This window comes from Streptomyces sp. NRRL WC-3549, assembly GCF_000721935.1.
Classification (GTDB): domain Bacteria; phylum Actinomycetota; class Actinomycetes; order Streptomycetales; family Streptomycetaceae; genus Streptomyces.
On the sequence record NZ_KL585385.1, the window covers coordinates 18093 to 24601 of the forward strand.

The 6509-nt window shown below is 69.9% G+C and carries 4 protein-coding genes; all 4 read right to left on the reverse strand.

The window, feature by feature from the left end:
• Positions 1-73 precede the first annotated feature (73 nt).
• Positions 74-604, reverse strand: a complete 531-nt coding sequence (locus IH13_RS0103660) for a phage holin family protein (protein ID WP_031080962.1) — start codon at positions 602-604, stop codon at positions 74-76.
• 39 nt (positions 605-643) lie between these two features.
• Complete coding sequence (gene nhaA, locus IH13_RS0103665; protein ID WP_031080963.1) at positions 644-2044, reverse strand: Na+/H+ antiporter NhaA; 1401 nt, start codon at positions 2042-2044, stop codon at positions 644-646.
• Positions 2045-2438: 394 nt separating this feature from the next.
• On the reverse strand, positions 2439-4406 hold the full coding sequence (gene acs, locus IH13_RS0103670; protein ID WP_031080964.1) for an acetate--CoA ligase: 1968 nt from the start codon (positions 4404-4406) through the stop codon (positions 2439-2441).
• A gap of 309 nt (positions 4407-4715) precedes the next feature.
• Positions 4716-6509 (reverse strand): carbonic anhydrase (locus IH13_RS0103675; protein WP_037840726.1); only part of this gene is annotated, 1794 nt, incomplete at its 5' end.

Here is a 6509-nt window from a genome sequence, read left to right on the forward strand (position 1 = left end):
GAGATGTGTATAAGAGACAGGCCCAACGGCCCCACCGGGCCGAGGAGGCCGGGTGCGCTGTCTTCGGGGTCGGTCATGTGGACGAGCGTGCCACAGCGGACGCCTCGTCCTGGACCGGTCGGTTCTCGACGGCCTTGTCCAGGAGGGTGCCGCCCGGTGCCCGGTCGAGCTCGCCCGCCACGACGCCGGGGCGCGGGTGCGGCTTGACGCCCTGGAGGACCGCGGCGCTCTGCTTGGCCGAGGCGATGGACTTCTCCGGCGGCTTGACCTTCTTGAGTTTGGCCAGCCCGAAGGCGAGTGCGAGAAGGCCCAGCAGGATGTATGCCCCGCCCACGATCAGGAACGACCAGGCGAGTCCGAGCCCGAGGTTGTGGATGCCGTAGGCCGCCGCGAAGCTCAGCACCGGGACCGAGAAGAGGAGCAGCACGCCGGCGACAATGGCTGAGGCGCTCCCGATCACCCCACGCTTGACGTCCTGGCGCATCTCGGCTTTGGCCAGGGCGATCTCGTCGTGGACCAGCGCCGACAGCTCGGCCGTGGCTGACGCGAAAAGCTGCCCGAGGCTGCGGTCGGTGCTGCCCGGGTGGTTGCTGGGGTCGCTCATCCCTGACTCCCTCTCCTCATCGGTACATCCGATGTCAGATCATGCCGGACTGTCCGGCTTGTTGCGCGCTGCCCCCGCCCGTTCGGCAAGGCGCCGGTGCTCGGCCGCCTTCCTCTCGTGGATGGCGGCCATGCGCCGGTGGTGCTCCGGATCGTCCTGTTCGTAGACATCGGGGACACCTGATGCGTCCTCGTCACGCTCCTCGGCTTCGGACAGTGCTCGGTATCTCCGTACCCGGAGTCTCAGGAGTACACCGGCGAGTACGGCGGCGATCAGTGACCCCATCAGAACCGCCGCCTTGACCTCGTTGATCATCTCCTCGTCGCCCACGAAGGCGAGTTCCCCGATGAGGAGTGAGACGGTGAAGCCGATACCGGCGAGCGTGGCGACCGCGAAGAGGTCGGCCCAGGCCAGGTCCTTGCTCAGTTCGGCCCTGGTGAACCGGGTGACGAGCCATGTACCGCCGAAGATGCCGAGCGTCTTGCCGACGATCAGTCCGAGTACCACCCCGAGTGTCTCGGGCCGGGTGAACACGCCCGCCAGTGCGTCGCCCTTGAGGGTGACACCGGCCGAGAACAGCGCGAACAGCGGCACCGCGACACCGGCCGACACGGGGCGTACGAGATGCTCCAGACGCTCGCCCGGGGACTGTGCCTCCCCCTCCCGCCTGCTGCAGCGGAGCATGAGGCCCATGGCCACACCGGCGATCGTGGCGTGGACACCGCTGTTGTACATCAGGCCCCAGATCACCAGGGCGAGCGGCAGATGGATGTACCAGCCCCGGACGCCGGTGCGCAGCAGTACGTAGAAGACGACGAGGCCCGCGACGGCCCCGCCCAGGGCCAGGAAGTTGATGCTGTCCGTGAAGAAGACCGCGATGACGAGGATCGCGAACAGGTCGTCGACGACGGCGAGCGTCAGCAGGAACGCGCGCAGCGCGGACGGCAGGGACGTTCCGATGACCGCGAGGACGGCGAGCGCGAACGCGATGTCGGTAGCGGTGGGGACGGCCCAGCCGGCCGTCGAACCGTCACCCAGGACGACGGTCAGGGTGTAGACGAGTGCGGGCACCGCCATACCGCACAGGGCGGCTGCCACCGGTAGGACCGCGGCCTTCGGGTCGCGGAGTTCACCGGCGACCAGCTCACGCTTGAGCTCGACGCCCGCGACGAAGAAGAAGACGGCCAGCAGTCCGTCGGCGGCCCAGTGTGCGACGGAGAGATGGAGGCCCAGCGCCTCGGGTCCGAAGTGGAAGTGGCTGACGGCGTCGTAACCGGAGCCGTAGGTGTTCGCCCAGACCAGCGCGGCGATCGCAGCGATCAGGAGGATGACCCCGCCGACCGTCTCCGTGCGCAGGGCGTCGGCGAGGTAGGTGCGCTCGGGCGGCGAGAGACGGCCCAGCAGCGTACGGCGGGGGGAGGGTGGAAGGGGCGCGGCCACGAGGGGACCTCCGGAGGGGATACGGCAGCGATGGCATGGCGGATGCACGTGCCGACCAGACTTCCCGGCGCCCCTGTGGAGATGTCCTATGCGGTTTTGGGTGACACGCCGGCGTACCGCGCCGACGGAACCACCACTCTACCCGGGGCACCTGGAACGGTAGCCAGGTCCGGGCGAGAGCGCTCTGCGACGTGCCGACGGTGTGGGGCGGTGGGGTGACTGCCGCGGTGGCCGTCGCCGTGCCGCGCGGTGAGTCCGCGCCGGGGTGCCGGGGACACGCCCGCGGTAGGGCCCGGACGGGCCCCGGCAGGCCGAAGGGGTACCCGGCCGTGTCCGGGTACCCCTCACGTCCTTGCGCGCCTGCCGCCTCGCACGTCGCGGCAGCGCCGCTTTCCTAGTCCTCGGAAGGCGCTGCGGGGAGCTGCGTCTGGATGAGGTCCATGACCGACGCGTCGGTGAGCGTGGTGACATCGCCCAGCTCGCGGTTCTCGGCCACATCACGCAGCAGACGCCGCATGATCTTGCCGGAACGGGTCTTCGGCAGCTCGGCCACGGGCAGCACGCGCTTCGGCTTCGCGATCGGGCCGAGCGTGGCACCGACGTGGTTGCGCAGCTCGGCGACCAGTTCCTCGGATGTGACGGCGGAGCCGCGCAGGATGACGAAGGCGACGATGGCCTGACCGGTGGTCTCGTCGTTGGCACCGACCACGGCCGCCTCGGCGACCGAGGGGTGCGAGACGAGCGCGGACTCGACCTCGGTCGTGGAGATGTTGTGCCCCGAGACGAGCATGACGTCGTCGACGCGGCCGAGGAGCCAGATGTCGCCGTCCTCGTCCTTCTTGGCGCCGTCGCCGGCGAAGTACTGGCCCTCGAACCGCGACCAGTAGGTGTCGATGAAGCGCTGGTCGTCGCCCCAGATGGTGCGGAGCATCGACGGCCACGGCTCGGTGAGGACCAGATAGCCACCTCCGCCGTCCGGCACCTCGCGGGCCTCGTCGTCGACGACGGTGGCGGAGATACCGGGGAGGGCACGCTGCGCGGACCCCGGCTTGGTCGCGGTCACTCCGGGGAGCGGCGAGATCATCATCGCGCCGGTCTCGGTCTGCCACCAGGTGTCCACGATCGGGCACGTGTCGGCCCCGATGTGCTTGCGGTACCACATCCACGCCTCGGGGTTGATCGGCTCGCCGACCGAACCGAGGACGCGCAGCGAGGTCAGGTCGAACTTGGCGGGGATGTCGTCACCCCACTTCATGAACGTCCGGATCGCCGTCGGAGCCGTGTAGAGGATCGTGACGCCGTACTTCTGGACGATCTCCCAGAAGCGCCCCTGGTGAGGGGTGTCGGGGGTGCCCTCGTACATCACCTGGGTGGCACCGTTGGCCAGCGGCCCGTACACGATGTACGAGTGCCCGGTCACCCAGCCGATGTCGGCGGTGCACCAGTACACGTCGGTCTCGGGCTTGAGGTCGAAGACCGCGTGATGCGTGTACGCCGCCTGGGTCAGGTATCCACCGGAGGTGTGCAGGATGCCCTTCGGCTTCCCCGTGGTGCCCGAGGTGTAGAGGATGAAGAGCGGCTGCTCCGCGTCGAAGGCCTCCGGGGTGTGCTCGGCGGACTGTCGGCCGGTGATCTCGTGCCACCAGACGTCGCGGCCCTCGGTCCAGGCGGTGTCCTGGCCGGTGCGCCGGACGACGACGACGTGGTCGACGGTGTCCAGCCGGGAGACGGCGTCGTCCACGGCCGGCTTCAGGGCGGACGGCTTGCCCCGCCGGTAACCGCCGTCGGAGGTGATGACGACCCTGGCGTCGGCATCCTGGATTCGGGCGGCGATGGCGTCGGCGGAGAAGCCGCCGAAGACCACGGAGTGGGCGGCGCCGATGCGGGCGCAGGCCAGCATCGCGATGGCCGCCTCGGGGATCATCGGCAGATAGACGGCGACCCGGTCGCCCTTGCCGACACCCAGTTCGGTCAGGGCGTTGGCCGCCCGGGAGACCTCGTCCTTCAGCTCCGCGTAGGTGATGGCGCGGCTGTCCCCGGGCTCACCCTCGAAGTGGATGGCGACCCGGTCGCCGTTGCCCGCCTCGACGTGACGGTCCACGCAGTTGTACGCGACGTTGAGCTCGCCGTCCGCGAACCACTTCGCGAAGGGAGGGTTGCTCCAGTCGAGCGTCTCGGTCGGCTCCGTGGCCCACGTCAGGCGACGGGCCTGCTCGGCCCAGAAGCCCAGCCGGTCCGCCTCGGCCTGCTCGTACGCCTCCACGGTCACGTTGGCGTTCGCGGCCAGATCGGCAGGCGGTGTGAACCGCCGCTCCTCCTTGAGCAGATTGGCCAGGCTCTCGTTGCTCACGACATCTCCCATTCCCAGGGTGTCCGTTGTGTCCGGGGGACAGCTCATCAGGCCGCAGGCCAGGTGACAAGTGTCTTCCGGAAATTGGTTTAGACCTGTGTTTCGTGTATGGGGGCACGCGTCCCGCCTCCGCGGCGGCATGGAAAGGACACGGAAGCGGGACCACAAGGTCTCACGGACCCGGGGTGCGAGAGGTTCAGGCGGTCTCAGGCGTCCACGGGCGCGTCTCCGGCCGGCCGGAGAGCCCCAGGGCCGCACGGACTACCTGGCCGACGCCGCGTACACCGCTCGGGTCGGTGCCCGAGGCCGTGCCGGGAGGGCTCATGGACGGCACGGAGAGAGCTGAGGGCTGACCAGTTCCGGAGGAGGGCCGGGGTCGACCCGGACGAACACCTCGTCGGGCCCGGTTCCGGAACTGGCCCCCTCCGTCAGCAGGTACGCCTGGGCTTCGCCGATGTGGAAGAACATGCCGTGCAGTTGCAACGTGCCCGCCGCGACCCTGCGCGCGACCGAGTCATGTGCCCGCAGGTGTTCCAACTGCTGGACCACATTGGTCAGACAGAGCTGTTCCGCGGCATCGGCGGGCAGGCGGCCGGAGATGCGCGCCCAGGGGTGGTGGCGCGACTTCATGCGCGTGAGGCTCGGCAGACCGTGCCGCAGCCAGCGCCACAGCGGAGTCCGGGGAGTCTTCGGGGAGCCGTCCAGGAGCGCCTGCATGGCTCCGCAGCCTGAATGGCCGCAGATGGTGATCGATTCGACTCCCAGCACATCCACCGCGTACTCGATGGCAGCGGCCACCGAGTCGTCGATACGCGATGCCTCCTCGGCGACCGGTGGCGGAACGAGATTGCCGATGTTCCTCACGGTGAGGAGATCGCCTGGCCCACTGGAGGTGATCATGCTGGTGACCAGTCCGGAATCGGCACAGGTGAGGAACAGGTGGGACGGCCGCTGCCCCTCTGCGGCCAGCCGTGCCAGTTCCTCGCGGACGAGTGGCGCAGTGGTGCGCTGAAAGGAACTGAGGCCCCTGAGCAATGGGCCGATGCCCGGTCGATCCGCCGATGCGGCCACGGAAGTGCTCGGCGGGCCGGCCGGTCCGAGGCGTGGTGGCCCCGGGCTGACGAAGGCGGACACGGCGCCGGGGCTGGTCCGCTCGTGGCAGTGGTGGTTGCGCCAGGGCGTCCAGGGGCGGCAGCAGATGTGGGCCTCGGACTCCGGCCCGGCGATGTCGGCCCCTGCGCGGCACGTGATCTCGATATGGCCCCCCAGAGCGGTCTGTGTGCCGCACCAGTCCTGGATCGCCTCGTAGGCGGCGTGGTCCATGAAGGAACCGTCCAGCTCCACCGTTGCGTCCGCGCCACGCGGCAACCGGGCGAGGACTCGGCTGAGCCGGGGGACGGCGAGGAAGGTGAGCTGTCCGCGAGCCGTCACCCTGTACCGGCCGTCGCGCTCGGCGACGGTGATCCGTGTCCGGGCCAGCCGGTGCAGGGCCAGCGCCACCGCCATCGCGATGCCGATCACCACGCCCTTGAGCACGCCGACGAGGAGCACGCCGAGGATCGTGGCCGCGTAGACCGGGAACTCGTGGTGTCTGTGGACGTTGCGGATGTGGGCGAAGTTGACCATCTGGACCCCGACGACCATCACCAGCGCGCCGAGTGCGGCCAGGGGGATCCGCTCGAGTGCGGTGACCAGCAGCAGGGCGGCCAGCAGCACCCAGAGACCGTGCAGCACGGTGGCTGCCCGACTCGTCGCCCCCGCACGGACGTTGGCCGAGCTGCGCACGGCCCCACCGGAGACCGCGAGCCCTCCGAGGAGGCCCGCCAGGAAGTTGGCGACACCCTGGGCCCGGAGCTCCCGGTCGAGATCCGAGCGCTCGACGAGCGGCGCCGGTGCCGTCTCGTCCTTGGCCGACGCCGCCGTCCGTTCGGCCGTGAGCTTGTCCACGGCGACTGCGGCGAGCAGTGATTCCAGGCTGGCCACGAGCATGACGGTGAACACAGCCGTGGCGAGTCCGGCGACGGGTCCGTGCGGCATGTCGGGGAGCGCGTGAGAGCGCCAGGAGGGCAACTCGACCCGGGCGATGCCCGGTGCGGCGGCACCTGCCACGGCCGG

Coding starts and splice junctions, on each gene's coding strand:
- IH13_RS0103660 (WP_031080962.1), bottom strand. CDS start 604: ATGAGCGACCCCAGCAACCACCCGGGCAGCACCGACCGCAGCCTCGGG.
- acs (WP_031080964.1), bottom strand. CDS start 4,406: ATGGGAGATGTCGTGAGCAACGAGAGCCTGGCCAATCTGCTCAAGGAG.